The sequence below is a fragment of the Streptomyces sp. NPDC021356 genome (assembly GCF_040641015.1).
Taxonomy (GTDB): domain Bacteria; phylum Actinomycetota; class Actinomycetes; order Streptomycetales; family Streptomycetaceae; genus Streptomyces.
Map to the genome: position 1 here is coordinate 214,346 of NZ_JBFACU010000010.1, position 23,706 is coordinate 238,051.

Sequence of the window (23,706 nt, forward strand, 5' to 3'; positions counted from 1 at the left end):
CCAGTGAGGTCACTTCAGCGTTTTGTCGACATGCCCACAGAGAGACAAGTCAAACACAGATCGCCCAACTCCCCACGGCGGCACGGCGGTCCACCAGGTCGGCACATGCGTTCGCACATCACGGAGGCCCGGATCCGCACCGGGATCCGGGCCTCCGACTCGGTCAGAAACGGTCAGCTTCCGTTCCCACCCTTGTCATTGCCGTTCTTGGCGCCGCCATTCTTCGCATCGCCGTTCTTGGCGTCACTGTGTTTGGCGTCACTGTGTTTGGCGTCACCGTTCTTGCCGGCGCTCTGCTTGCGCGCCTCGGCCTGCGCGTCCTCGGCCTTCTTGAGCGCGTCCTGGAGGTCCTTCTGCGCCTTGCCGTAGGCCTGCCAGTCGGTCGGCTTCTCGTTCAGCGCCGCCTGGCCCTCGTCGAACGCCTTCTGGGCGTCCTTCAGCGCCTGCTGGACCGTCGGACTGTTCGACGCCGGCGGGTTGCCGGTGCCGGCTCCCGTGTCCGGCGGCGGGTTCGCGGAACCGGAGGCTCCGAAGACCTTGTCGAGGGCCTCGCCGAGACTGTTCTCGAACGCGGTGGCCCCGCCGTAGGTCACCAGCACCTTGCGCATCAGCGGGTACTTGAGCTGTCCGCCGCGCACGTAGACCGGTTCGACGTAGAGGAAACCGCCGTCGAGCGGGATGGTGAGCAGGTTGCCGTACTCGATCTCCGAGTCGCCGCCCCTGATGAGCTTGACGAACTCGGCGATGTTCTGCTGGGAGTTGGAGTTGAACTGGCTCTGCACCTGTTTGGGTCCGCCGACCGTCGTGCTTCTCGGCTTCAGGATCCTGATCTTGCCGTAGTCGGGGGTGCCGGCCTGGGAGTCGACCGCCATGAACGCGCTGAGGTTGTCCCGGCCGTTGGGCGTGAACGTCGTCGTGAGCGAGAACGCCTGGGAGTCCTGGTCGGGCATCTTCATGGTCAGGTAGTACGGCGGCACCGCGTTGCCCGACTTGTTCGTCGGGTCCTCGGGAACCTGCCACACCTCGCTGCTGCTGAGGAACGTCTGCGCGTCCTGCACGTGGTAGCGGGTGAGCAGCTCGCGCTGGACCTTGAAGAGGTCCTGCGGGTACCGCAGGTGCTCCATCAGCTGGGAGGAGATCGCCGACTTCGGCTGCACCGTGTGGGGGAACGCCTTCATCCACGTCTTGAGGACGGGGTCCTGGGTGTCCCACTGGTACAGCTTGACCTCGCCCGTATAGGCGTCGACGGTTGCCTTCACCGAGTTGCGGATGTAGTTGACCTGGTTCTGCTGGGCCACCACCGCGCGCTGGTTGTTGTTGTACGTCAGCGAGTCGGCCGTGGTGTCGCCGAGCGTCGTCCGGGACGCGTACGGGTACCCGTTGGTCGTCGTGTACGCGTCGACGATCCACTGGATGCGGCCCTTGACCACTGCCGGGTAGGCGTCGCCGTCGATGGTCAGCCAGGGCGCCACCGCCTCGACCCGCTCCTTGGGCGTGCGGTTGTACAGGATCCGCGAGCCGTCGCCGATCGCGCCGGAGTACAGGATCTGCGGTTCACCGAACGCCAGCGCGTACGCGGCCCGGTTGATCGGGCTGGACAGGCTGACGCCGCTCTTGCCCTGGTAACTGGTGGTCTTCTCGCCGTCGTTGTTCGAGTAGTCGATCTCCTTCTGGGGACCGCCGACGATCGAGTAGGTGGTGGTCTTCTCGCCGTAGTAGACGCGCTGCTGGTACGTGCCGAGGTCGCCGGTGGACGGAAGGTTCTTCTCGGTGAAGACCGGCTCGCCGTTGCCGGCCTCCGTGCCCTTGGCGGCGACCACCCCGTAGCCGTGGGTGTAGCGGAAGTGGCTGTTGATCCAGTTCTTCTTGATGCCGTCGAAGTTCAGCTCGCGCAGGCCGACGACGGTGTCCTGGACCTTGCCGTCCTTGGTGGGGTACCGGTCGACGTCCAGGTTGTTCGGGAAGGTGTAGAAGCCGCGGATCTGCTGGATCTGCTGGAACGTGGGCGAGACGATGTTCGGGTCGAGGATGCGCACGCTCGCCGTCTTGTCCACCTGGTCGCGCAGCGTCGACTTGTCCTTGGTGCTGCTCGTGCCGTCGTAGTCGGACACGTCGGTGTGGTCGATGCCGTACGCCTCGCGCGTCGCCTCTATGTTCTTCGTGACGTACGGCGCTTCCTTGGCCTGCTCGTTGGGCTGGACCTGGAACTTCTGCACGATCGCCGGGTACAGACCGCCGATGAGGATCGCCGAGAGCACCATCAGGCCGAAGCCGATCACGGGCAGCTGCCAGGTGCGCCGCCACAGCGTGGCGAAGAACAGCAGCGCGCAGATGACCGCGATGCAGAACAGGATCGTCTTGGCCGGCAGATAGGCGTTGGCGTCGACGTACCTGAGGCCGGTCCAGTTGTCGGTGGCCTTGAAGTCGCTGGACTTGACCGCTAGCCCGTACCGGTCGAGCCAGTACGCGACGGCCTTCAGCGCGACGAAGACGCCGAGCAGGACCGACAGGTGCCCGGTGGCCGCGGCCGTGGCCCGCGCGCCGGGGCTGGTGACCCGCAGTCCGCCGTACAGGTAGTGGGTCAGCACCGCGGCGATCAGCGACAGGATCGTGGCGGCGAAGCCGAAGCCCAGCAGGAAGCGGTACCAGGGCAGGTCGAAGGCGTAGAAGGAGACGTCGAGGTGGAACTGCGGGTCCGTCTTGTGGAACGGCACGCCGTTGACCCACAGCAGCCAGGTCCGCCACTGGCCCGCGGCGGAGGCCCCCGCGATCAGGCCCACCAAGGCGGTGATCCCGCACAGCAGCCACTTCTTGTAGGGCGCGATGCCCATCCGGTAGCGGTCGAGGTTCTGCTGCTCCATCGACATGGCGCTGAGCGGGGGCCGCAGCCGGTGCGCGAGCCAGACGTTGAACCCGACGGCAGCCGCCATCAGCAGGCCGAAGACGAAGAACAGCCCGATCTTGGTCCACAGCGTGGTGGTGAACACGGACGAGTAGTGCACCGAGCGGTACCACAGCCAGTCCGTCCAGAAGCCCGCGAACATCGTGAACGCGATGCCGAGAGCGGCAAGGACGCCCAGGGTCATCAGCAGGGTCCGGGCTCGCCGGGACGGGCGGCCGACTCTGATCCGCGGCCCGGACGGGCCTCCGCCGCGGTCCGGCATCTGGAAAGCCAAGGTGCGCACCTCGAAGTTCGCTGGTGGTTCGCTGTGGTTGCGTCAGGCCCCCGTGTCCGCGGACCGTACGGTGCGCCCGCCGGTCGCGGGCGCACACCTATGCAACTTACTCACCGTTTATTCGGTTCCCGATTCCGGCCGGGAACGAGGCAGGATTGTGACCATGTCCAACACTCCCATGGCAGCGAACCCGCTCACCCGGGCCGTACTCGAGATCGACGAGTACGCCTCCGGCCTCGGCTGGGACCAGCCCGCTCGCCTCTTCGCCCTCGTCGACACCGCACGGCTGCGGACCCAGGAACCCGCCCTCGCCGCCCAGCTCGGTCTCCAGGACGAGCAGGAGACCTCCGGTCTCACCCCCATCGAGCAGGACGAGGTCCCCGCCGACCGCCCGCTCGACGAGTTCCTCGCCACGATCGCCTGGCCCGGCGCGGTGGCCGGCTGCGCGCTCACCGTGGAGCGCCTGATGCTGCCCCCGTCCGCCGAGGCGCAGGTCCCGCAGGGGCTGGACGAGGCGAAGCTGACCCAGTGGGTGGCCGGTCACCCGGAGCGCCAGGAGGTCCGCATGACGGTCGCGGTGCTGCGCGACGGCGGCCGGGAGTCGGCGCTGCGCCTGCGGGAGAAGGACTCCGCCACGGAGGTCCTCACCGGCTCCGAGCTGGTGCCGGGGCTCGCGGAGGCACTGTCGGCGACGTTCGAGGACTGAACGACCGGCCGCCGCTCCCGGTGAGCGCGGCGCGGTGCGCGACGCGCGCGCTGTGAGCGGGCCCCGGGGCGCTTCGGCCGCCGGGGCCCGGCGGACGGGCCCGTGCACGGTTCCGTCCGTGCCTGTTCGGCCCTTGGCGGTTCAGTCCGTGGCTGTGTGGCCCTTTGCGGTTCAGCCTTTGCTGTTCAGCCCTTGCTGTTCAGCCCTTGGCCGTGCAGGTCGGCAGGTCGGCGGTCTTGCCGGAGCGGATGTCCTTGAGGGCACCGAGGGCGTCGCCGATGGTGCCGACCTTGACGAGGGTCAGTCCGGAGGGCGGGTCCTGGGCGGCGGCGGCGCAGTTGTCGGCGGGCGTCAGGAAGTACCGGGCGCCCTTGTCACGTGCCCCGATGGTCTTGAGCTCGACGCCGCCGATCGGCCCGACCTTGCCGTCGTCGTCGATGGTCCCGGTCCCGGCCACGAACTTCCCGCCGGTCAGACTGCCCGGCGTGAGCTTGTCGTAGATCCCGAGGGCGAACATCAGACCCGCGCTGGGCCCGCCGACGTCCGCGAGCTTGATGTCGATCGTGAACGGGAAGGTGTGGTCGGTCCCCGCGGAGATCCCGACCACGGCCCGCTTGGCGCCGCCGTCGTCGGACTGCGCCGTCGTGATGGTGACGTCCTTGGTGGCCGTCGCCGTCCTGTGCGCCTTCTCGGCCGCGGCCTGGTCCTTGGCGGGCACGATCTTGAAGACGACGTCCTGGCCCGGCTTGTGCCGGGTGACCAGCTTGGCGACGTCGGCGGGCTCCTTGACCGCGGTGCCGTCCACGGCCTTGATGACGTCCCCCGCGTGCAGCCTGCCCTGAGCCGGGGTGCCCTTGACGACGGTGGAGACGATCACCCAGCTCCGCACCGGGATGCCCAGCTCCTTCAGGGCGGCGACCTTAGCGCTCTCCTGGGACTGGCTGAACTCCTCGGCGTTCTCCTGGCTGGACTGCTCCTCCGTCTTGCCGTTCGGGTAGAGCGTGTCGTGCGGGACGATCTTGTCGTCGTGGGCGAGCCAGCCGTAGACGGCCTCCACCAGGTTCATCCGGTAGTCGGGGCTGGTGACCCGGACGGTGGTCATGTTCAGATTGCCGTCCGTCGGGTACGTCCTGCGCCCGCTGATCTGCAGCACCGGCTCGCCGTCGTGGTCACTGAGGGTGTTGACCGTCGGTCCCGGGGACATCTCCGCGTACGGCACCGGGAGGAAGACTCCCGCGCACAGGAGCGCGATCAGCATCAGGGTGGAGGCGAGCATCGTCGCGGTGCGGCGTGGCATGACTCGACAGTACGGGACGGGCCTGTCGGCGCACCGTCAGGGCCGCCGTACGCCGTCCCTGTTCCGCCCCTGCTCCGTGCGGGTGGTTCAGGTGCCGGAGGTGGTCCTCTCCATGGCCTCGCGGAAGCGGTTGTACCCGTCCAGCTCGGGGCCGTCGCCGCGGATCCTGCGGGTGCGGTTCGTCCAGCTCCCCCACAGACCGGCGGCTATCCCCGCCATGAGCGGAATCAGCAACCAGGCGAGCGCTGCCATGCCGACCTCCCTACCCCAATCGAGCGACCGCGAGTGACTGATCAGCAGATTAACCATCAGCACTGACAACGCTCGGGCCAGGGGGGCGGTTACGCAACCGGGGCCGCGGCGCGGCTCAGCACGCCCCCACCCATTCCTCCGTACCGTCGGAGAACTTCTGGTGCTTCCAGATCGGCACCTCGTGCTTGAGGTCGTCGATCAGCTTCCGGCAGGCCTCGAAGGCCTCGCCGCGGTGCGGGCACGACACGCCGACGACGACCGCGAGATCCCCGACCTTCAGGTCCCCCACCCGGTGGACGGCGGCGAGCGCCCGCACCGGGTACTCGACGGCGACCTTCTCGGCGATCCGCCGCATCTCGGCCTCGGCGCTGGGGTGGCAGGAGTACCCCAGCTCGTCGACGTCGGCGCCACCGTCGTGGTTGCGCACGGTCCCCACGAACAGCGCCGTCCCTCCGGCGGCGTCGTCCCCGACGGCCCGGAAGACCTCGTCCAGGGAGAGCGCGGTCTCCCTGATGCCGATGAGCTTGATGGGGTTGTCGGCGGCGTACTCGCCGGGGTGATCGGTGGTGGGTGCCATGCCTCCATCGTGCCGCACGCGCGCGAGGACGCGGAATAGCGTGATCGCCCTGCACGCGCGCGTGCGCGTTTGGAGCCTCCTACGACCGACGCCCGGCCGCTCGGTGGTCCGGCCCCTCGGTCCGGCCGCTCGGCGGTCCGATGGTCCAGTGGTCCGGTGGTCCAAGCGGCCCGGTGGCGCAGTGATCCGCTGGCGCAGCGGCCCGGTGACACAGCGGCCCAGTGGCGCGTGCGTCAGACGCGGCGCCGGGCCGCGGGTGTCAGATGCGGCGCCGGGCCGCGGGTGTCAGATGCGGCGCCGGGCCGCGGGTGTCAGATGCGGCGCCGGGCTACGGGTGTCAGATGCGGCGCCGGGCCTTGCGGGCCCGCCGCACCACCGCGGCGGCGCCCAGCAGCGCCACCGTCGCGCCCGCGGCGCCCGCCGCCGTCGCGTCCTTGCGCCCGAGCCGCCGCCCGGCCACCGTGTGCCGCCCGGCGACCTCCTCCAGGAGTTCGGCGAGGACCTCCTCGTTCGTCCACTTCGGCCGCCACCCCGCGTCGTGCAGCCGGCTCCCGCTGACCACCCACGGGTACATCGTGTAGGCGAGGTCCCCGGCCGGGGACGGCGTGAGTCCGATCCGGTGCAGCCGGGCCGCCGCGCCGAGCGCGACCGCCGACGGCAGTTCCATCCGCCGGATCCCGCTCAGCTCCTCGACCTCCTCCTGCTCCAGCCAGCCGTCGCAGCCGACGGCCAGCTCCCCCTCCGCCTTCTCCAGCACGGCGTACTCCAGCGCGCTGCACAGATCCTCGACGTGGCAGAACTGCCAGGCCGGCCGCGAACCGGCCACCACCAGGAGCCGCGGCGACTCGAAGTACCTGGTCAGCGCGGTGTCGGTGCCGCCGACCAGGACGGCGGGGCGGACGACGGTGACATTGAGGCCGGGGTGCGCCCGCGGAGCGCGCCGCGCCAGGCGTTCGACCTCCAGGAGGTCGCCGACGCCGGTCGCCTCCGCGGTGGCCCGCAGCTCCGCGTCCTCGGACAGCGGCAGCTCGTTCTCCGGCAGCGCCCCGTAGACCATCGCGGAGGTGCACAGCACGACCCGGTGCACGCCGGCCGCGGCGGCCGCGGTCAGCACGGTCTGGGTGCCCCGGACGTTGTAGGCGCTGCGCGCCGCGGGGTCGGTCTCCAGATCGAGGTCGAGTGCCAGGTGCACGACGACGTCGGCGCCGCGCAGCCGGTCGGCGATCGCCGGGTCCCGCACGTCGAGGACGTGCCACTGGGCCGCCGCGCACTCCCCGCGCCGCTCGTCGATGGCGATGACCTGCCTGACCTCGGCGGACGCGGCCAGCCGCTCGGTGAGCAGGGCGCCGACACCGCTCGCGGCTCCGGTGACCGCGACGACGGGCCCGCGCACGGCGGGAGTGCTTTCATGGTTTCGCGCTGCGCGAACCTGTGGATCTGGGGAACTCACCGGGCGTCTCCAGCGGTTGTCTTCCATACGGGCGCGAATGACGCGTACGTACCAGGTGGCATCCATCCTGCCGCAGGCGTTCTGTCGGCGAAGCACCGAGGCCCGAACCGCTCATGGTGTCTACGCTGGGTGGTGATGTCGGGCAGCCGCGCCGCCGGAAAGAACCGGTGGCCTTACCAGCCGAGGAACCCCGTGAGTGACACCCCATTCGGATTCGGCCTTCCGCCGGAGGAGCCGGACGACGGCGACGAGGGCAAGAAGAAGGACCAGCAGAGCGGCGGTGGGCAGGGACCGGCCAACCCGTTCGGTTTCGGGCTGCCCGGAGCCGGAGGCTTTGGCGGGCCCGGTGCCGACAATCCGCTCGCAGCGATGTTCGGCTCGCTGAACCCCACCGACCTGGGCGCCGCGTTCCAGCAGCTCGGCCAGATGCTCTCCTACGAGGGCGGCCCGGTGAACTGGGACATGGCCAAGCAGATCGCCCGCCAGACGGTCTCCCAGGGCACCTCGGACGGCACGAAGGACGCGAGCGTGGGCGCCGCCGAGCGCACCGCCGTCCAGGAGGCCGTCCGCCTGGCCGACCTGTGGCTGGACGATGCCACGTCCCTGCCCTCCGGCGCCGCCGCCACGGTGGCGTGGTCGCGCGCGGAGTGGGTCGAGGCGACCCTTCCGGCGTGGCAGGAGCTGGTCGACCCGGTCGCCGAGCGCGTCGGCAGCGCCATGGGTGACGTGCTGCCCGAGGAGATGCAGGCCATGGCCGGCCCGCTGATCGGCATGATGCGCTCCATGGGCGGTGCCATGTTCGGCACGCAGATTGGGCAGGCCGTGGGCGTGCTGGCCGGCGAGGTCGTCGGCTCGACCGACATCGGCCTGCCGCTCGCCCCGGCCGGCAAGGCCGCGCTGCTCCCGGTGAACGTGGAGAAGTTCGGCAAGGACCTGGGCGTGCCCCAGGAGGAGGTGCGGCTGTACCTGGCGCTGCGCGAGGCCGCCCACCAGCGTCTTTTCGCGCACGTGCCGTGGCTTCGCTCGCACCTGTTCGGCGCCGTCGACGGGTACGCGCGCGGGATCAAGGTCGACACCGCCAAGCTGGAGGACGTCGTCGGCCAGTTCGACCCGCAGAACCCCGAGCAACTGCAGGACGCCCTTCAGCAGGGCATGTTCCAGCCGGAGGACACCCCGGAGCAGAAGGCCGCCCTGGCGCGCCTGGAGACCGCTCTGGCGCTCGTCGAGGGCTGGGTCGACGCGGTGGTCCACGCCGCCGCGAAACCCCGTCTGTCGTCCGCCGACGCGCTGCGTGAGACGCTGCGCCGCCGCCGGGCCTCGGGCGGTCCGGCCGAGCAGACGTTCGCCACCCTGATCGGTCTGGAGCTGCGCCCGCGCCGTCTGCGCGACGCGTCCCGCCTGTGGGCCTCGCTCACGGACGCGCGGGGGGTCGAGGGCCGCGACGGCCTCTGGGCCCACCCGGACATGCTTCCGACCGCCGCCGACCTGGACGACCCGGACGGCTTCGTCCACCGCGAGCAGATGGACTTCTCCGAGCTGGACAAGATGCTCGGCGAGGCCGCGAGCGGCTCCGCCGGGAAGCCGGACCTGCGCAAGAAGGACGAGGCCGCCGGGGACGGACCCGGGAAGGACGAGGACGACAGGGGCGACGACGGCGAGTGACCCTCCACGACGACGCGGCCCTCGTCCTGGCGGGGTACGAGGGCCAGGAAGAGCTGTCCGCGCTCTACCTGGATCATCTGCGGACCCATCCGGACGGCATGTGGAAGGCCTGCACGGACGGGCACATCACCGCGAGCGCCATGGTGATCGACCCCGAGCACGGCCGGGTGCTGCTGACCCTGCACAAGAAGTTGCGCATGTGGCTCCAGATGGGCGGCCACTGCGAGCCGGAGGACGTCACGCTGGCGGACGCCGCGCTGCGTGAGGCGACCGAGGAGTCGGGCGTCTTGGGACTGACCCTGCTGCCCGGCGGTCCGGTCCGGCTGGACCGGCACCACACGCCGTGTGCCTGGCACCTGGACGTGCAGTACGCGGCCGTCGCCCCGCCAGGGGCCGTGGAGGCCATCAGCGACGAGTCCCTGGACCTGCGCTGGTTCGCCTACGACGAGGTGCCGGACGTGGCGGACAAGTCGGTCGTACGACTGCTGGAGGCCACCCGCGCCCGGCTCTGACGCGGTGGCGAGGCTACGCAGTGGCGCAGTGGCGCAGTGGCGCAGTAAGGGGCGACCGCCCATGGCGGTCGCCCCTTACGTATGCGGGCTCTGCCCGGCTCCGGCTCCGGGACGGGCGCTCAGCTCCAGACGTTGCCCTGGTTCTGTCCCCGCGCCCCCTGCTGTCCCATGCCGAACTGCGCGGCGAGGCCCTGCCCGATCACCGTGTTCTGCGGCGGCAGCAGCTCGCTGGGCTGGACGAGCGCGTAGCCGTTGCCCATGAAGCTCAGCTCCCAGCCCTCGCCGGTGTTGCCGCGGCGCCGCCACACGCCCGAGGAGTGGGTCTGGGCCTGCATCTGCACGCGCAGCCCGGTGGACCAGGCGACGATCGCGTCGGCGTCGCAGTTGACGTACTTGTCCGGCGTCACCTGCATCATCAGCGGTGCCCCTGAGGTCATCAGGGCCACCTTGCCGCGGCCCGTGATGTTCAGCTGGTACTTCCCCGAGCCGGAGATGCCGTACATGCTGTCGACGGCGATGACCTCGTGGTGCAGGGAGGAGTCCATCGCCAGGACGTAGCTGCTGTCGACCGTGAGGCCGTCCTGCTCGACGTCCATGACGTGCACGTACTGGGAGAGGTTGGCGAGGTAGACGGTGCCCTGCCCGTGGCAGCGCATCAGGTCCAGGCCCTCGCCGGTGTGGGCGCGGGCGCGTCCCTGGTTGTTGCTCTGGTACTCGGCGTCGAACTCGACCATGCCCTGGTAGGCGACCATGGTGCCCTTGCGGGCGAGGATGTCGTCGTGGCCCTCCAGGAGGACGCGCAGCATCTGCTTGTTCTGCAGGCTCCAGCGCTCTTGGGTCTGGACGTCGTTGAAGGCGAAAAGCGGGCTCTGCATGTCTGTGTCCTTCTCCCCCTCAGCCCCGGACCCGCAGGCGGTCGGTGCTGTCCTCGCTGGGCTGCACGACGACGATGCCCTGGCCGGAGAACGCCATCTGGTAGGCCTCGCCGCTGCCCCGCCCGATCAGGGACTGCGCCTTGAAGCTGCGCTTGCCCTTCACCTTCAGGTTCGGCGACCAGGCGACGAGCGCGTCCGGGTCGACGTAGGTCTCGTTCTCCCCGCCGCCGCAGTCGACGACGATCGGCTTGCCCCGGGAGGTCAGTGCGACCCACCCCTGGCCGGAGATCTTGGTGTTCCACAGGCCCTGTCCGGCGAACTTCGCCAGTCCCTTGACCCGCTCGACGCCCCACTGGAGGTGCGCGTCGAAGGCCAGCAGGTTGGTGGCGTTGACCGAGATGGCGTCCCCGCCCAGGTTGATGACGACGACGTCGGCGCCGTAGTCGGCGAGGTAGAGCAGGCCGTCACCGGTGCACTTCATCAGGGGGGCGCCCTCGCCGGTGATCCAGTCCCGGGCGATCTGGCGCACGGCCGGCGGGTTGGGTTCGTACTGGACGAAGCCCTCGTAGGCGACCATCGACCCCACGCGCGCGAAGAGGTCGTTCCCGGTCTGCATGGCGACCTTCAGCATGTGGCTGCCGTGGTTCTCCATGCGGGCGGTGACGGGTGCGGGGGCGTAGCCCGCGAGCGGCTGGTTCATGACGGGCTCCCTCAGACCTCGTAGGGCTGGACGACGACGAAGTTGCCGGGTGCGGCCCGGAACTGCAGGTTGACGCCCTCGCCGGTGTGGCCCGGGTAGGCGTTGCGGCGCATGCGCACCTGGCTGGAGACGATCACCTGGGCGGCGGCGGACCAGGCGACGACGGCGTTGGAGTCGACGAACGTCGTCGGGGTCACCGGCAGGACGACGGGCGTGCCGTGCGTCTTGACGACGATGGTGCCGGTGCCCTGGAACTGCATCGTGAACAGGGCACCTCCGGGGATGCCGTGTCCCTCGACGCGGCGGACCTCGTACTGCAGGCTCTCGTCGAAGGCGAGGACGTTCTCCGCGGAGACGCAGATCGCGTCGCCCTGCAGTTCGACCGGATGCAGATGGGCGGAGTTCTCGGCGAAGAACACCTGGCCCTGGCCGGTGCAGCGCATGAGCTGCATCTCCTGGCCGGTGGCGTTGCCGACGACGCGGCCGGCGAAGCCCGCGCCCTTGTAGCTGAAGTCGACCTTGCCCTGGTAGAGCACCATGCTGCCCTGCCGGGCCAGGACGGGCTGGCCTCCGGTGCCGAGGTCGGCCCGGATCAGCTTGCCGTTCTGCAGGGTCCAGCGCCGGCCGGTGGGCGTCTCCTTGAACTGCTGGAGCGCGGCGGCCACACCGGCACCCTGGGGTGTCTGCGCGGCGCCCTGCGGCGCGCCGTAGGGCGCCGGCTGCCCGGGGACCTGTCCGAACTGCGGCTGCTGACCGTAGCCGGGAGGTGCGGGGGGCCCGCCGTAGCCGGCGGGCGGCGTCGGCTGACCGTAGCCGGGCGGCGCGGTCGGGGCGTGGGGCGCCTGGGGGGCGGCTGACTGACCGTAGCCCGGGGGCGGGGCGGTCCGGCCGTACGGCGGCTGCTGGCCGGGCGGGGCGTAGGGCGCGGGGGCCGGGGGCGGCGGCGGGACGGTGCCCGCGGGCGGGTTCACGGGCGCGATGATCGTCGGCGCCGCGTGCACGGACGGTGCGGGTGCCGGGGGGCCGGCCGGCGGGGTGGGTCCCTGGGGCGGTGCGTAGCCCTGCGCGGTGGGCTGCGGCGCGGGGGGCGCGGGGGCCGGGGCAGGTGCCACAGGGGTGGGGGCAGGTGCCGGGGGGCCGGAGGGGGCGCCGAAGGCCGGTGGGGCGGCGGCCGCCTGGGCGGGCGGGGCGAAGCCCGGGGCGCCGCCCGGCCGCGGCTGCTGCTGCTGCTGCTGCGGGGCCGGTGCCGGGGCGGGTGCCTCTTCTTCCAGCACCTCGCCGCCGAAGTTCTTCAGGAGGGCTTCGAGGCCACCGTCGAACCCCTGGCCGACCGCGGCGAACCGCCAGACGTCCTTGAGGTAGATGTCGCCCAGCATCACGGCCCGCTCGGTGGAGAACTCGGCGCCGCTGAAGGCGTAGCGGGCCACCTCCTCGCCGCCCGCGACGATGCGCAGGTAGCCGGCGGCGATCTGCGACATCTGCCCGGCGCCGTCGATGGTCGCCGTGAACGAAAGCTTCTGGATCTGCGGCGGGATCCGGTCGAGCGTGACCCGGAAGGACTCCGTGTCACCGGCCTGCGCGCCCAGCAGTTGGACGGCCTCCTCGGGAGACTTCGGCTGGTTGAAGAAGACGAAGTACCGGTCGTCGGAGAGCCGTTCCCCCGCGTCGAGGCCGAAGCAGCTGATGTCGAAGGTCAGTCCGGGTCCGGAGATCTGTACGCCCACGTACAGATCCGTGCCCGCGGTCAGGTCACTGATCCTGGCCTTGTGGCCGCGTTGGAATTCCCTGGGCATGCGTAACGACCGTCCCCCATCCCGAGTGCGAGTGCGTCGCGCCAGGCTAACGGCAAACTCCGACACCGGACCAAGCCGGTACAGACCCGGTACACAATCCCCGCCCGGCGGTGGCGTACGGCCTGTGGGGGCCCCACCGCGCCGCTCCGGGGCGCGCCTTCAGCCGCCGACGCGGCGACGCCGCGGCAGGGGCGGGCGGCCCCTCACTCGCCGCGCTCGGCCGGCGGGTGCGGCAACCGCCCCGCCGCGGCCACGCCTTCCAGATAGCCGCGGGCCCGCTCGGTGCGCGGGTAGGCCTCCAGGAGCCGCCAGAAGTCGGGGCCGTGGCCGGGGACCAGCAGGTGGGCCAGTTCGTGCAGGAGTACGTAGTCGACGACGTACTCGGGCATTCCCTGGAGGCGGTGCGAGAGCCGGATGCTGCCTTCGGCGGGCGTGCACGAGCCCCAGCGCGTGTTCTGGTTGGTGACCCAGCGGACCGAGGCGGGCCGGGCCCTGCCCCCGTAGTACTGCGACGACAGCCGTGCGGCGCGCTCGGCCAGTTCCGTGTCGCCGAGCGACCGGCGGCTCTCCTGGGCGGCCAGCTTGTCGAGCATGACGTTCACCCAGCGCCGTTCCTCCGCCTCGGACATCCGGGCGGGGATGAGCACGACGGTGCGATCGCCCTCGCGGTACGCGGAGACCGTCCTGCGGCGGCGGGCGCTCCTGCGGACCTCGATCAGGCTCGCCGCCGAGCCGCTCGGCGGCGGGCTCGTCTTGCCGCGCTGCGGCGTTCCGGCACGGTGCAGTGGGTCGGCGGACACGCCCCGACGTTACCGGGTGTACACGGTGGAAGTCCCGGGTGCGGGACGGTTCCGTACCGATCCCCCACCGACGGTCTGATTCGTACGACGAATCTCCCCGCCTGTGGACAACTTTCGGCAGCGCCGGGCCCGAGCGGGCATGCTGGCACTCGTCGGCGGAGCGATGACCGGCTCCACCGGCCCGGCGTTCGTCGCCGTCTCTTCCAGCACTCTCTTCCATCCGGCTACGGGGGGCCGCACATGCATCCGATGGTGAAACCCGCGCTGCGGCGCGGCTGGCGTGATCTCAACACCGTGCAGTTCGGGATGGCGCCCGCGCACGCACTGACCCTGGGCCCGGTCGACACCGCGACGGGAAGCTTCCTCGAACTGCTCAACGGCACGCGCGGCCTGCCCCTGCTGCGGGAACAGGGGCACCGCATGGGCCTTCCGGAGGGGCACGTCGACCGCCTTGTGGAGCGGCTGGCCCGGGCCGGTCTCCTGGACGACGCGCGGGGAGGCGGCGAGGCGGCCGGTGCGCTGCGGGCGAAGAAGGAGATCATGGCCCGGCTGGGGCCCGATCTCGCCGCGCTGTCCGTCCTGGCGCGCGAACCGGGCGAGGCGGTCGACCGGCTGGCCGCCCGACGGGACATGCGGGTGCAGGTGCGTGGCGCCGGCCGGGTGGGGGCGGTGCTGGCCGCGTTGCTGTCCGGCGCCGGTGTCGGTGTGGTCGAGGTGCTGGACGGCGGCTGCGTGGAGCCGTGGGACGTCTCCCCGGGCGGACTGCCCGCCGAGGCCGTGGGAGAGCGCAGGGACGCCGCGGCGCGCCGGGCCGTGCGCCGGGCAGCCCCGGACCGGCCGGTGCGCCACGGCCGGGGTGCGCCGTCCGGCACGGGCGAGCCCGGACACTCGTTGGTCGTCCTCGCCCCGCGCGACGACGTCGCCGTGCACGCGCCCGACCCGGACGCGGCGGCCCCCCTGATCACGGCGGGGACCCCTCACCTGTACGCCGGCGTCGTGGAGGCCACCGGTGTCGTGGGCCCCCTGGTCCTGCCGGGACAGACGAGCTGCGCCGAGTGCCTGCACCGCGGGCGCACGGACCGGGACGAGACGTGGCCGCGTCTGGTGGCCCAGTGGCGTTCCGGCAGACAGCCTCAGGTGCGCCCCTGCGACCTGGCTCTCGCCACGACCGTCGCCGGGCTGGCGGCAGCCCACGCGCTGACCTTCCTCGACGGTGGCTCCCCCTCCAGCGCCGGCGCCCGCTGGGAGGTGTCCGCACCCGCTCTGAACTGGCACGGACGTCCGGTGTGGCCGCATCCGGACTGCCGCTGCGGGGCGGGGCGGAAACCCGTGGCGGAAGACACCTCAAAGGTGGCCGGTCCGCGCGAGACAATGGCTGGGCAACGGTCGTCGCCCACGCCCCGTCGGCAGGCGGAGGAGGCGGCACGGCCTGCTGGGACTTGGAGGGCGCATGTCTGATCTTCCCCGCAAGGCGGTCACCCGAACCGCCAAGCTCGCCGCGCTCCCGCTCGGCTTCGCCGGGAGAGCGACCTGGGGACTCGGCAAACGGATCGTCGGTGAGTCCGCGGAGATCGTCGGCCGGGAACTGCAGCAGCGCACGGCCGATCAGCTGTTCAAGGTGCTCGGCGAGCTGAAGGGCGGGGCGATGAAGTTCGGGCAGGCCCTGTCCGTCTTCGAGTCGGCGCTGCCCGAGGAGGTCGCCGGCCCCTACCGGGCCGCTCTGACCAAGCTCCAGGAAGCCGCTCCGCCGATGCCCACGCGCACCGTGCACGCCGTCCTGGAGGAACGGCTCGGCGCCGACTGGCGTGCGCTGTTCGAGGAGTTCGAGGACAAACCGGCCGCGGCGGCCTCCATCGGGCAGGTGCACCGGGCGGTGTGGCACGACGGCCGTGAGGTCGCGGTCAAGGTCCAGTACCCGGGCGCCGGCGAGGCCCTGCTGTCCGATCTGGGGCAGTTGAGCAGGTTCGCCCGTCTGCTGGGGCCGCTGATCCCCGGCATGGACATCAAGCCCCTCATCGCCGAACTGAAGGACCGGGTCTCCGAGGAGCTGGACTACGGTCTGGAGGCCGAGGCGCAGCAGGCGCACGCGGAGGAGTTCGCGGGCGATCCGGACGTCCTGGTCCCCGCAGTGGTCCACCAGTGCGAACAGGTCCTGGTCACCGAGTGGATCGACGGTGTCCCGCTGGCCGAGGTGATCGCGGACGGCACCCAGGAGCAGCGCGACCGCGCCGGGCAGCTCCTCGCCCGCTTCCTGTTCTCCGGCCCCGCCCGCACCGGCCTGCTGCACGCCGACCCGCATCCGGGCAACTTCCGCCTGCTCCCCGGCGGCCCCGAGGGCGAGGACGACTGGCGGCTGGGCGTTCTGGACTTCGGCACCGTCGACCGTCTGCCCGGCGGCCTGCCGGAGCCAATCGGCGCCTCCTTGCGGATGACCCTGGACGGTGAGGCCGACGCGGTCTACGACATGCTGTGCGCGGAGGGCTTCGTCAAGGAGTCGATCGAGCTGGACCCCGACGCGGTGCTCGAATACCTCCTGCCGATCATCGAACCGGCCCAGGCGGACGAGTTCACGTTCACCCGGGGCTGGATGCGCAGCCAGGCGGCCCGGATCGCCGATCCCCGCTCCCCCGCCTACCAGCTGGGCAAGCGGCTCAATCTGCCCCCGGCCTACCTGCTGATCCACCGTGTGACGCTCAGCACCATCGGTGTGCTGTGCCAGCTGGGGGCCACCGTGCGGCTGCGCGACGAGCTGGAGGAGTGGCTGCCGGGCTTCGTGCCCGAGGCGGACGAGGAGATCGAGGAGGAAGAGGCCACCGCCGGGGCGTGAGGTGGGCGAGGGCTCAGGGGTCACCACCAGGCGGAGTCGAGCCGCCCCTCGATCGACCGCAGGTGCTCGCGGGAGCAGGCGTCGCAGAAGTAGCGGCGGACTCCGTTCTCCACGGAGCAGGTCCAGGTCGGGGGCGGTTCCTGGGCCGAGGTGCCACAGCGGGCGCAGCTCACGGGCCGGGGCCGCTCGTCGGCGTCGCCGTGGCCGGCATCTCGGGGGCCGGCATCTCGGGGGCCGGAGTGTCCGGGGTCGGCATCTTCGGGGTCGGGGTCTCCGTCAGGACGCGTCACGCGGTGACGATACCTCCCTGCCGGAGGCCGGTGGACGCAACGCGGCGCGGGGGCCGGCCCGTTCGCACGGAACCGGCCCCCGCGGGCGCAGAGTCTGCCTCCCGGCCGGGAGGCCACCGCTGAGCGGTGGGGCGGTTACTGCATGACCGCCATGGCGAGCGCGCGGCGGGCACGCCGTGAGGCGCGCTCGGCGCGGCGCTGCATCCGGCGGGCGGTCACCAGGCGCACGGCATGGCGTTCCCGCTCCACCTCCTGCAGCCGCTCCTGCATATGCGCACGAGCCATGGCTTCTGGGATGAGTTGCATCTCTCGGGTCCTGTTCTGTCGCGAGTCGTTCGCGCCGGTGGTGGTGACGTCTTCGGTGGCGGAGCCTGCGGGCTCGCTGGGGGTGGACGGCTTCATCGGGGCCTGCTTCTGGGGGTCGTGCGTGAGGGGGCGATCGATGGTTCCTGCGATGTTCATGCCGCAACCGGGTTCTTGCGCGGGCGGCCACGGGGCCGCTTCCGGGCGACGACAACGCCTTGGACGAACAGCTCGCCACCCCAGACGCCCCAGGGCTCGCGCCGCTCCTTGGCGCCGGCGAGGCAGGCCTCGATCAGCGGGCAGGTGCGGCACAGGGACTTGGCGTACTCCACGTCCGCCGGCGACTCGGCGAAGAAGACCTCCGGGTCGTAGGAACGGCACGGGACGGGCACGCCGAGGTTCTCGATGGCGTCGTCGAGCGCGGTGAGCGCGGTGAGCGGGATCAAGGCGGGGTCCTCCGTGAGACCAGGCTTGGGGATCGTGTCGGAAGGCGGTACGGACGGGGCGTGCGCTTCGAGTTGCACGGTTGGTCTTCCTCGTCTGGTCGGTCCGGCCGGGTCGGCCGGGTGTCGGCTGGGTACCGGGTTCTTTTCTTGTCCCGAGGCCCCTTCGGTCCGTCCTCCCCGTTCGGGGAAAACAGAAGGGCCGCGGATCCCGGGTGGGGTTCCGCGGCCCTGAAGGCGCCGGCCTGATCGTCGATCAGGCTGGATCACTCCAGGGTTCTGGCCCACGGAAGGCCCACATCAGGTGGTGCTGCGTCGTCTGCTTCCGAATACCGGCACCGGCCGCCGTAAAGGCATAGGCCCGCGCCTGTGCCACTACTGCTTCCAGTGCCTCGGTCGGTCGCTCATTGCGCTCGCGGACAGAAGCACCCGCGAGGGACAGGACGGACTCCGGACGCACGGCGTGAACGCCGGACACACCGGTGCCCTGGTCCGAGACGCCGAGCATGCACAGGGAGGCGACCGAGCGATCGGTCATTTTGGCGGTGCTGAAGAAGCTGCTCTTGATGCTGATCACTGGACTCGCCTCCTCTCGGCGTCTGGGGGACTGGGGTGAGCCAGCCCGTACGGATATGCAAGTACAACACGGAATCAGGGCCTCAGGAAGGCCGCTGTTCCCGTGACCAAGAACCTATGGGGATTCCCCGGGCATGCGCAAACTATTTTTGCGACGAGTTGGCATCAGTCGTCGATCTCTTGGCCCGCACCCTCCTGACCTGCGCAGATGGCGAGAACGGCGGCTCCGTGGCGGCGCAGCTTGCGCGTCCCGACACCGGGGATGCGCGCCAGCTCGCGAGCGTCGTCCGGAGCGGCTTCGGCGATCGCCATCAGGGTCCTGTCGGTGAAGACGCAGAAGGCGGGCTGTCCGCTGAGCCGCGCCTGCTCCTCGCGCCACTCCCGCAGCCGCTCGTACAGGCCCTCGTCCATGTCGGACGGGCAGTCGTCGCAGCGCATCAGTTTCATCTCGCCGGCGTCGGTGAGGGTGCGGCCGCATACCCGGCACCGGGCCGGAACACGCTGGGTACGCCGGGGCCTGGCCTCCGGGCCCCGAGCCGCCGCTCCCGCGCCCGGCCCGGTCCCCCGCTCGATCCCTCCGGCGGCGCCCCGGCTGCCGTGACCGGCCAGGGCGGCGGTGCCGGGGCGCAGTCCGTCCAGGAAGCGGCTGGGGCGGCGGTTGGGACGACCGCCGGGAGTGCGGGTCAGCGACCAGGAGAGGTGCAGCCGCTCGCGGGCGCGGGTGACGCCGACGTAGAGCAGGCGGCGCTCCTCCTCGATCTGTTCGTCCGTCCTGGCGTAGGTGATGGGGATCATGCCCTCGCCGACGCCGACCAGGAAGACGACGTCCCATTCCAGGCCCTTGGCCGAGTGCAGGGAGGCGAGGGTGACTCCCTGGACGGTGGGGGCGTGCTGGGCGTTCGCCCGCTCGTCGAGTTCGGCCATGAGGTCGCCGAGGCCGGCGCCCGCTCTGGCGGCGGCGAAGTCCCGCGCGAGGTTCACCAGCGCGGCCAGCGACTCCCAGCTCTCCCTGGTGGCGCCCGAGCCGGCCGGGGGCTGCGGCGTCCAGCCCTCGCCCGACAGCACGGCACGCACCTGGGAGGGCAGGTCGACGGCGTCGTCGAGCAGGGAGTCGTTGCCGCCGAAGCGGGCGGCGGCGCGCAGGGAGACGACCGCCTTGCGCACCTCGGGGCGGTCGAAGAAGCGCTCCGCGCCGCGCAGCTGGTACGGCACCCCGGCGTCCGCGAGGGCCTGCTCGTAGGTCTCCGACTGGGCGTTCGTCCGGAACAGGACGGCGATCTCGCTCGCCGGGACGCCCGAGGCGATCAGGTCGTGGATGCGGTGGGCGGCGCCCTCGGCCTCGGCGGGCTCGTCCGCGTACTCCGTGTAGTCGGGTTCCGGTCCTGTGGGGCGCTGCGAGACCAGTTCCAGCCGGTGGTCGGCGGCGCGGCCGCGTGCCTGGGCGAGCAGTCCGTTGGCGAGGCGGACGACCTGGGGGGTGGAGCGGTAGTCGCGGACCAGTTTGACGACGGTGGCGCCGGGGTGGCGGGCGCGGAAGTCGAGGAGGTGGTCCGGGGTTGCTCCCGTGAACGAATAAATGGTCTGGCTCGCGTCCCCGACGACGCACAGGCTGTCGCGCTCTCCGAGCCACAGTTCCAGCAGGCGCTGCTGCAGCGGGCTGACGTCCTGGTACTCGTCCACCACGAAGTGCTGGTACTGGGCGCGGACCTGTTCGGCGACGTCACGCCGGTCCTGCAGGATGGCGACGGTCAGCAGCAGGACGTCCTCGAAGTCGATGACCGAGCGGTCCCGCTTGAGGTCTTCGTAGACCGAGTACAGGTGGGCGACCTCGGCCGGGTCCCGGGGTGTCTCGCGGCCGGCCTTCGCGGCTGCGAGGGCGTAGTCGGCCGGAACGGTCTGGGTGACCTTGGACCACTCGATCTCCGCCGTGATGTCCCGCAGCTCGCCCCGGTCCAGGCGGATGCGGCAGGCGGCGGCCGCGTCCGCCACGAGCTGGATCTTGCGGTCCACCAGCCGGGGCATGCCTCCGCCGACCGCTTTCGGCCAGAAGTACTGCAGCTGGCGCAGCGCGGCGGAGTGGAAGGTGCGGGCCTGGACGCCCTGCGCGCCGAGCTGGCGCAGCCGGCCGCGCATCTCTCCCGCGGCGCGGTTGGTGAAGGTGACGGCGAGCACGCTGGAAGGCTGGAGGATGCCGGCTCGGACGCCGTAGGCGATCCGGTGGGTGATGGCGCGGGTCTTGCCCGTGCCGGCTCCCGCCAGCACGCACACCGGACCGTGCAGCGCGGTGGCGACCTCGCGCTGCTCGGGGTCGAGCCCTTCGAGCACCGCGTCGGCAGAGTCCGGTACCTGCGGGAAGAGGGTGGAGTGCGTTGCTGCTGTCACACAGCCATGCTGCCAGGTCGGCGGAGACAGGTGAGTCGGTTGTCCACAGGCGGGCCCTCGCGGTCGTACTAGTGCGACCGGGGTCACGCGCTCGCACGGGGCACCGATACCCCCCGCGGGAATGCCGGAGCCGGTGACGTACGTTCATCGACTGCGACCAAGACGTCCCCGACCCGCCGAAGGAGCGCGAGAGACATGCCGGGCACTGTGACGATGTACAGCACCACCTGGTGCGGCTACTGCCGTCGGCTGAAGAGCCAGATGGACCGTGAGGGCATCGCGTACAAGGAGATCAACATCGAGCAGGACCCGGAGTCCGCGGCCTTCGTCGAGAAGGCGAACGGGGGCAACCAGACGGTGCCGACCGTGCTCTTCGAGGACGGGTCGACGCTGACGAACCCGTCGCTGGCACAGGTCAAGCAGAAGATCGGCGTCTGAGTCCGCTCAGTTCGTACGCGTCGGTTCGTACGCGTTGTACGCGTCGGTTCGTACGCGTGGGAAGGCGGCCCCCCGGACCGGTCGGGGGGCCGCCTTCCTGTGCCCGGGGGCTCAGCGCCTGCCCGGTGCGGGCGCCGGCGGCGTCAGACGAAGGTCCTCGTCGGCAGGGGCTGGCCGTACCAGAGTTCGATGAGGCGGGCCGCGATCGAGATGCCGTAGGGCGGGAGGACGTCGCCGGACTCGAAGGCCTTGCGCAGTTCCTCGCGGGAGAACCAGCGGGCCTCGTGGATCTCGTCGCCGTCGACGTCGATCTCGATCGAGGTGGCGTGGGCCATGAAGCCCAGCATGAGGCTGGACGGGAACGGCCAGGGCTGGCTGGCGACGTACTCGACCTGGCCGACGGCGATGCCGACCTCCTCGTGGACCTCGCGGCGCACCGACTGCTCGATGGACTCGCCGGGCTCTACGAAGCCGGCGAGCGTGGAGAAGCGGCCCTCGGGCCAGTGCACCTGGCGGCCGAGCAGGATGCGGTCCTCGTCGTCGGTGACCGCCATGATCACTGCGGGGTCGGTGCGCGGGTAGTGCTCGGCGCCGCAGGCGGGGCAGCGGCGGATGTGGCCGGCCGCGGCGATCACGGTGCGCTCCCCGCAGCGCGAGCAGAAGCGGTGCAGCCGCTGCCAGTTCTCCAGGGCCACCGCGTGCACCAGCAGGCCCGCGTCGCGCGGCGACAGCAGCAGGCCCGCCTCGCGCAGTCCCGCCGGGCGCGCGGACTGGTCCATCCGGCCGGGCAGCGAGTCCTTCTGCAGCGCGAAGTAGCTGACGCCGTCCTCGTCGGTGCCGAGGAAGTAGCGGTGCGCCTCGGTGAGCGGGGCCTCGAAGGACGGGGTCATGACGAGTTCGGTGCGGCCGTCGGGTGTCTCGTCGACGAGCGCCTGGCCGCCGGAGACCACGAAGCAGCGGGTCGTGGGGTGGCTCCATGCCGCGGCGAGCCAGGCCTCGTCGAGCCGGTGGTGGGCGGCCCGGTCGATGCCGCTGGGCGCGGTGAGCGAGACGGGGCGGTCTGCGGTGTGGTCGGTCCAGGTGGTCACGGGTGCTTCCAACTCCCCCGGTGCAACGGTTGATTCGGCGGCGGTTCAGCGGGACGTACGGCAGGCGGGGGCCGGGTCCGGCGGGGCGTCAAGGGTGCGGACGGCCCTTCCAGTGTGCCCCCCGCGGGCGGCGTCCCCGGACGGGGGCAGCAGGTCAGGGCGCATCGCGCCAGTGCTCGGCGAGATCGCCCCACAGATAGGCGGTCGTCTCGACGCCCTTGAGCAGGAGGTCCAGCTCGACCTTCTCGTTCGGTGCGTGCCAGCCGTCGGAGGGGACGGAGATGCCCAGGAAGAGCACGGGAGCGCCGAGCACCTCCTGGAGGTCGGCGGCCGGTCCGGAGCCGCCCTCCCGGGTGAAGCGGACGGGCGTGCCGAAGGCCCGGCCCATGGCACGGGCGACGGACTGCAGAGCGGGATGGTCCAGCGGGGTCAGGCAGGGGCGGGTGGCCGCGCCGAACACCGTCTCGTGGCGGATCCCCTCGGGCACCTGTTCGTCGATCCAGGCGAGGACGGCCTTCTCGACGTGGTCGGGGTCCTGGCCCGCGACCAGGCGGAACGACAGCTTCACCATCGCCGTGGAGGGGATGATCGTCTTACTGCCGGGGCCCTGGTAGCCACCGCCGATGCCGTTGACCTCGGCAGTGGGGCGGGCCCAGATGCGCTCCAGGGTGGTGTGTCCGGCCTCGCCGTGGGTGGCGTACGACTTGGCGGTGCGCAGCCACCGCGCCTCGTCGAAGGGCAGCTCGGCGAAGAGGTCGCGCTCGCGGTCGGTCAGCTCCACGATGCCGTCGTAGAAGCCGGGGACGGCCACGCGCGCGTGCTCGTCGTGCAGCGCGGCGACGAGGCGGGCGGCAGCGGTCGCCGGGTTGGGCACGGCGCCGCCGAAGGAACCGGAGTGGATGTCCTGGTCCGGGCCGTACAGCCGGATCTCGCACTCGGCGAGGCCGCGCATGCCGGTGCACACCGTGGGGGTGTCCTCGGACCACATGCCCGTGTCGGACACGATCACCGCGTCGGCGGCGAGCCGGTCGGCGCGGCTCTCGACCAGCGCCCGGAAGTGCGGCGAGCCGGACTCCTCCTCGCCCTCGATCAGCAGCTTGAGGTGGACGGCCGGGGTGGTGCGCCCGGTGGCCGCGAGGTGGGCGCGGACGCCGAGTGTGTGGAAGAACACCTGGCCCTTGTCGTCGGCCGCCCCGCGCGCCTGGAGGCGGTTGCCGCGGACGACCGGTTCGAAGGGCTCGCTGTCCCAGCCGTCCTCGCGGGCGGCGGGCTGCACGTCGTGGTGGCCGTAGACCAGGACGGTGGGGGCTTCGGGGTCGTCCGAGGGCCACTCGGCGTAGACGGCCGGGGCGCCCGGGGTCTGCCAGACCTCCGCGGTGGTGAAACCGGTGTCCTCGAGCTTGGCCGCGAGCCAGTCGGCGCTGCGCCGTACGTCGGGCGCGTGGTCGGGCTGCGCCGACACGGAGGGGATGCGCAGCCACTCGGCGAGGTCGTCGAGGAAGGCGGCGCGGTGCTGCTCGATGTACATGCGGACGGCGCTGTCCGGGGTCTGGCTCATG

General features: G+C 71.5%; 22 protein-coding genes. 6 read left to right on the forward strand and 16 right to left on the reverse strand.

Going from position 1 to position 23,706, the window contains the following annotated elements:
• Positions 1-173 precede the first annotated feature (173 nt).
• Positions 174-3,164: a UPF0182 family protein gene (locus tag AB0G56_RS16155; protein ID WP_360969627.1), complete on the reverse strand. Its 2,991-nt coding sequence runs from the start codon at positions 3,162-3,164 to the stop codon at positions 174-176.
• 175 nt (positions 3,165-3,339) lie between these two features.
• Here AB0G56_RS16155 and AB0G56_RS16160 point away from each other — a divergent pair, with 175 nt between their 5' ends.
• Positions 3,340-3,882, forward strand: coding sequence for a PPA1309 family protein (locus AB0G56_RS16160; RefSeq protein WP_360969512.1), 543 nt, complete (start codon positions 3,340-3,342; stop codon positions 3,880-3,882).
• Positions 3,883-4,081: 199 nt separating this feature from the next.
• Here AB0G56_RS16160 and AB0G56_RS16165 read toward each other — a convergent pair whose 3' ends face one another.
• The 4 genes from AB0G56_RS16165 to AB0G56_RS16180 form a co-directional block, all read right to left on the reverse strand.
• Positions 4,082-5,179 (reverse strand): PDZ domain-containing protein, encoded by a 1,098-nt coding sequence (locus AB0G56_RS16165; RefSeq protein WP_360969513.1) that lies wholly within the window; start codon positions 5,177-5,179, stop codon positions 4,082-4,084.
• An 87-nt stretch (positions 5,180-5,266) separates the two neighbouring features.
• A complete protein-coding gene (locus AB0G56_RS16170; RefSeq protein ID WP_360969515.1) occupies positions 5,267-5,431 on the reverse strand; it encodes a hypothetical protein in 165 nt (54 codons plus the stop codon).
• A 115-nt stretch (positions 5,432-5,546) separates the two neighbouring features.
• A complete protein-coding gene (locus tag AB0G56_RS16175) occupies positions 5,547-6,008 on the reverse strand; it encodes a molybdenum cofactor biosynthesis protein MoaE (RefSeq protein WP_360969516.1) in 462 nt (153 codons plus the stop codon).
• A gap of 337 nt (positions 6,009-6,345) precedes the next feature.
• Positions 6,346-7,458: an SDR family oxidoreductase gene (locus AB0G56_RS16180; RefSeq protein ID WP_360969518.1), complete on the reverse strand. Its 1,113-nt coding sequence runs from the start codon at positions 7,456-7,458 to the stop codon at positions 6,346-6,348.
• A 192-nt stretch (positions 7,459-7,650) separates the two neighbouring features.
• On the opposite strand from AB0G56_RS16180, the gene AB0G56_RS16185 reads away from it, so the two are divergent.
• Complete coding sequence (locus AB0G56_RS16185; protein ID WP_360969520.1) at positions 7,651-9,120, forward strand: zinc-dependent metalloprotease; 1,470 nt, start codon at positions 7,651-7,653, stop codon at positions 9,118-9,120.
• Entirely contained in the window at positions 9,117-9,632 is a 516-nt protein-coding gene (locus tag AB0G56_RS16190; protein WP_360969522.1) for an NUDIX hydrolase, read from the forward strand. The genes AB0G56_RS16185 and AB0G56_RS16190 overlap by 4 nt, the downstream gene beginning before the upstream one ends.
• 119 nt (positions 9,633-9,751) lie before the next feature.
• Here AB0G56_RS16190 and AB0G56_RS16195 read toward each other — a convergent pair whose 3' ends face one another.
• The 4 genes from AB0G56_RS16195 to AB0G56_RS16210 form a co-directional block, all read right to left on the reverse strand.
• Entirely contained in the window at positions 9,752-10,507 is a 756-nt protein-coding gene (locus AB0G56_RS16195; protein ID WP_360969524.1) for an AIM24 family protein, read from the reverse strand.
• Positions 10,508-10,526: 19 nt separating this feature from the next.
• The gene (locus tag AB0G56_RS16200; RefSeq protein WP_018571309.1) at positions 10,527-11,207 is read right to left on the reverse strand and encodes an AIM24 family protein; all 681 of its coding nucleotides are present in this window, start codon (positions 11,205-11,207) and stop codon (positions 10,527-10,529) included.
• Positions 11,208-11,218: 11 nt separating this feature from the next.
• Positions 11,219-13,000 (reverse strand): TerD family protein, encoded by a 1,782-nt coding sequence (locus AB0G56_RS16205; protein ID WP_360969526.1) that lies wholly within the window; start codon positions 12,998-13,000, stop codon positions 11,219-11,221.
• A gap of 203 nt (positions 13,001-13,203) precedes the next feature.
• The gene (locus AB0G56_RS16210) at positions 13,204-13,800 is read right to left on the reverse strand and encodes a M48 family metallopeptidase (RefSeq protein WP_360969528.1); all 597 of its coding nucleotides are present in this window, start codon (positions 13,798-13,800) and stop codon (positions 13,204-13,206) included.
• A 240-nt stretch (positions 13,801-14,040) separates the two neighbouring features.
• On the opposite strand from AB0G56_RS16210, the gene AB0G56_RS16215 reads away from it, so the two are divergent.
• Positions 14,041-15,258 (forward strand): TOMM precursor leader peptide-binding protein, encoded by a 1,218-nt coding sequence (locus AB0G56_RS16215; RefSeq protein ID WP_360969530.1) that lies wholly within the window; start codon positions 14,041-14,043, stop codon positions 15,256-15,258.
• The gene (locus AB0G56_RS16220) at positions 15,251-16,627 is read left to right on the forward strand and encodes an AarF/ABC1/UbiB kinase family protein (protein WP_360969532.1); all 1,377 of its coding nucleotides are present in this window, start codon (positions 15,251-15,253) and stop codon (positions 16,625-16,627) included. Before AB0G56_RS16215 ends, AB0G56_RS16220 begins: the two co-directional genes overlap by 8 nt.
• Before the next feature lie 20 nt (positions 16,628-16,647).
• Here AB0G56_RS16220 and AB0G56_RS16225 read toward each other — a convergent pair whose 3' ends face one another.
• The 5 genes from AB0G56_RS16225 to AB0G56_RS16245 form a co-directional block, all read right to left on the reverse strand.
• Complete coding sequence (locus AB0G56_RS16225) at positions 16,648-16,917, reverse strand: hypothetical protein (RefSeq protein WP_360969633.1); 270 nt, start codon at positions 16,915-16,917, stop codon at positions 16,648-16,650.
• Between the two features lie 135 nt (positions 16,918-17,052).
• The gene (locus tag AB0G56_RS16230) at positions 17,053-17,379 is read right to left on the reverse strand and encodes a hypothetical protein (protein ID WP_360969534.1); all 327 of its coding nucleotides are present in this window, start codon (positions 17,377-17,379) and stop codon (positions 17,053-17,055) included.
• Entirely contained in the window at positions 17,376-17,744 is a 369-nt protein-coding gene (locus tag AB0G56_RS16235) for a WhiB family transcriptional regulator (protein WP_037852019.1), read from the reverse strand. Before AB0G56_RS16235 ends, AB0G56_RS16230 begins: the two co-directional genes overlap by 4 nt.
• Positions 17,745-17,919: 175 nt before the next feature.
• Positions 17,920-18,240 (reverse strand): hypothetical protein, encoded by a 321-nt coding sequence (locus AB0G56_RS16240; protein WP_360969536.1) that lies wholly within the window; start codon positions 18,238-18,240, stop codon positions 17,920-17,922.
• 164 nt (positions 18,241-18,404) lie between these two features.
• Positions 18,405-20,621 carry an ATP-dependent DNA helicase UvrD2 gene (locus tag AB0G56_RS16245; RefSeq protein WP_360969538.1) on the reverse strand — a complete coding sequence of 739 codons (2,217 nt, stop codon included), beginning with the start codon at positions 20,619-20,621 and terminating at the stop codon, positions 18,405-18,407.
• A 195-nt stretch (positions 20,622-20,816) separates the two neighbouring features.
• On the opposite strand from AB0G56_RS16245, the gene AB0G56_RS16250 reads away from it, so the two are divergent.
• Positions 20,817-21,059: a mycoredoxin gene (locus tag AB0G56_RS16250; protein WP_360969539.1), complete on the forward strand. Its 243-nt coding sequence runs from the start codon at positions 20,817-20,819 to the stop codon at positions 21,057-21,059.
• A 143-nt stretch (positions 21,060-21,202) separates the two neighbouring features.
• Here the strand turns inward: AB0G56_RS16250 and nudC are convergent, their stop codons facing one another.
• Positions 21,203-22,147, reverse strand: coding sequence for an NAD(+) diphosphatase (nudC, locus tag AB0G56_RS16255; RefSeq protein WP_360969541.1), 945 nt, complete (start codon positions 22,145-22,147; stop codon positions 21,203-21,205).
• Positions 22,148-22,301: 154 nt separating this feature from the next.
• Positions 22,302-23,705, reverse strand: a complete 1,404-nt coding sequence (locus AB0G56_RS16260; protein ID WP_360969543.1) for a dipeptidase — start codon at positions 23,703-23,705, stop codon at positions 22,302-22,304.
• Position 23,706 lies beyond the last annotated feature (1 nt).

Bases quoted from the DNA above. Each gene is read 5' to 3' on its own strand.
- AB0G56_RS16155 (WP_360969627.1), bottom strand. From the start codon at position 3,164: ATGCCGGACCGCGGCGGAGGCCCGTCCGGGCCGCGGATCAGAGTCGGC.
- AB0G56_RS16160 (WP_360969512.1), top strand. From the start codon at position 3,340: ATGTCCAACACTCCCATGGCAGCGAACCCGCTCACCCGGGCCGTACTC.
- AB0G56_RS16165 (WP_360969513.1), bottom strand. From the start codon at position 5,179: ATGCCACGCCGCACCGCGACGATGCTCGCCTCCACCCTGATGCTGATC.
- AB0G56_RS16170 (WP_360969515.1), bottom strand. From the start codon at position 5,431: ATGGCAGCGCTCGCCTGGTTGCTGATTCCGCTCATGGCGGGGATAGCC.
- AB0G56_RS16175 (WP_360969516.1), bottom strand. From the start codon at position 6,008: ATGGCACCCACCACCGATCACCCCGGCGAGTACGCCGCCGACAACCCC.
- AB0G56_RS16195 (WP_360969524.1), bottom strand. From the start codon at position 10,507: ATGCAGAGCCCGCTTTTCGCCTTCAACGACGTCCAGACCCAAGAGCGC.
- AB0G56_RS16200 (WP_018571309.1), bottom strand. From the start codon at position 11,207: ATGAACCAGCCGCTCGCGGGCTACGCCCCCGCACCCGTCACCGCCCGC.
- AB0G56_RS16205 (WP_360969526.1), bottom strand. From the start codon at position 13,000: ATGCCCAGGGAATTCCAACGCGGCCACAAGGCCAGGATCAGTGACCTG.
- AB0G56_RS16215 (WP_360969530.1), top strand. From the start codon at position 14,041: ATGCATCCGATGGTGAAACCCGCGCTGCGGCGCGGCTGGCGTGATCTC.
- AB0G56_RS16220 (WP_360969532.1), top strand. From the start codon at position 15,251: ATGTCTGATCTTCCCCGCAAGGCGGTCACCCGAACCGCCAAGCTCGCC.
- AB0G56_RS16230 (WP_360969534.1), bottom strand. From the start codon at position 17,379: ATGAACATCGCAGGAACCATCGATCGCCCCCTCACGCACGACCCCCAG.
- AB0G56_RS16250 (WP_360969539.1), top strand. From the start codon at position 20,817: ATGCCGGGCACTGTGACGATGTACAGCACCACCTGGTGCGGCTACTGC.
- AB0G56_RS16260 (WP_360969543.1), bottom strand. From the start codon at position 23,705: ATGAGCCAGACCCCGGACAGCGCCGTCCGCATGTACATCGAGCAGCAC.